At 60.3% G+C, this 1,636-nt stretch carries 1 protein-coding gene; it reads right to left on the bottom strand.

The features are described 5' to 3' along the window. Nucleotides 1–178: 178 nt before the first annotated feature. Nucleotides 179–1,552, bottom strand: a complete 1,374-nt coding sequence (locus tag GGD46_RS33590) for an ISNCY family transposase (protein WP_184711476.1) — start codon at nucleotides 1,550–1,552, stop codon at nucleotides 179–181. Between the last annotated feature and the right edge of the window lie 84 nt (nucleotides 1,553–1,636).

The raw sequence follows: 1,636 nt of genomic DNA, 5'->3' as shown, positions 1-1,636 counted from the left end.
AGATGTGGCGGAGGAGTTGGAATGTCTTCTGTCTGGCAAAGTAGAAATGTCCGCTTGGCCGCCACGCGGCACAACGACCAGCCACGATCTGATCGGCTGATCCGGTTGCAAGATCAGATCGGGGCGGGTGATAATTACGCCCCTTCGGCTTTAGCTTTGAGACTATCCGATCGATATGTCACTCCGCAGCTTGTCGCCGCGACAGTGCTTTCTCCCGCCGCGCAATCACCGCCTGATCACTCATGAAGTCCTTCCGCCGGCCTGGCCCACGAGCACGTTTGACGTAGCCATTCTTGTCGCTGTTGCTCTTCACCTTCGGCTTGTCCTGCTGCTCCTGGCGCTCCTTGATATAGGCAAGAACATCACCCAACCGCTTGTTCTCGGTGATCGCCGCATGCGTCACCCGCTGATCCTTGTCGAACACGGTGTAGGGCAGGGAATACCCCTGCCAACGCACCTCCAGCCGACCGTCCGCATAAGCATAGGTCTCGACATAGCGACCCACCAGACCGCGCGTCACCTCGGTCTCCTCCAGCATGATCCGCTGGCGCTCGAACGAAAACGTCAGCTGCGATCCGACATAACGCTGCTCGCGCTTACACAGGATCTCCGTCAACCGATCCGGCGCCAGATTCAGTGGCCGGTGCAGGTTGTCCGGGCGGGCAGGGACGATTGCAAATCGCGCATTGTAGTCCTCCATGAAGCCCGGCAAGAACGCATTGCCAGCCTCCATGGTGTCGATGCCAGAAAGCCTGAGCTCCTTGACCAGCCGGTCCTGCAGCGTCCGGTTCATCCGCTCGACCCGACCCTTGGCCTGGCTCGAATTTGCACAAAGAATCTCAATGTTTAGTTCCGAGAGTGCCCGCCCGAACTGCGTCATGCCCTGGCCACCCTTGGCATCCTTCTTCGCCACCCGGAACACCGAGTGCTTGTCCGAATAAAAGGCGATCGGTGCGCCGTGCCGCTTCAGATAGAGCTCCAGCGCCTCGAAGTAAGTGAAGGCGCTTTCCGAACGAACAAAGCGCAACTGCATCAGCTTGCCGGTCGCATCGTCGACGAACACCAGCAGCGAACACGGCGGTCCGCGGTCCTCGAACCAGCGGTGCTCGGAGCCGTCGATCTGCACCAGCTCACCATAGGCTTCGCGCCGCAGCCGCGGTTGATGAAACGTCCGCCGCTGCTTGCGCGACAGCCAGAGGCCGGCATCCACCATCCAGCTTCGAAGCGTCTCGCGTGACACCCGCAAGCCATCGCGCTCGGCAAGCTTCTCGGCCGCCAGCGTCGGCCCGAAATCCGCATAGCGCTCACGAACCAGCGTCACCGCGTAATCGCGAACGCCATCACAAATCCGATTGTTCGACGGCCGGCCGATCGCCTTATGCCGGATCGACGCCGCACCGCCAGTGCTGATCCGATCCAGAAGACGACGGACCTGGCGCGTGCTCAGATCAAGCACATGCGCCGCCGACACCAGCGTCATGCGGCCGGCGATCACCTTCGACAAAATCTCGATCCGCCGCAGATCGTGCTCGCTCATCGCAATCAGTCCCATCCGCAATCTCCCAGGTCATCAAAAACCCGGGGAGAGTGACATTCCAACTTTGCAAAAACAGGACACTTCAACTTTGCGGCTACA

Origin of the sequence: Martinezella lusitana (genome assembly GCF_014207095.1) — a bacterium.
Lineage (GTDB): Bacteria > Pseudomonadota > Alphaproteobacteria > Rhizobiales > Rhizobiaceae > Rhizobium > Rhizobium lusitanum_B.
Note: the sequence above shows the minus strand (reverse complement) of the source record. Positions and strands in the feature narration are given on the sequence as shown.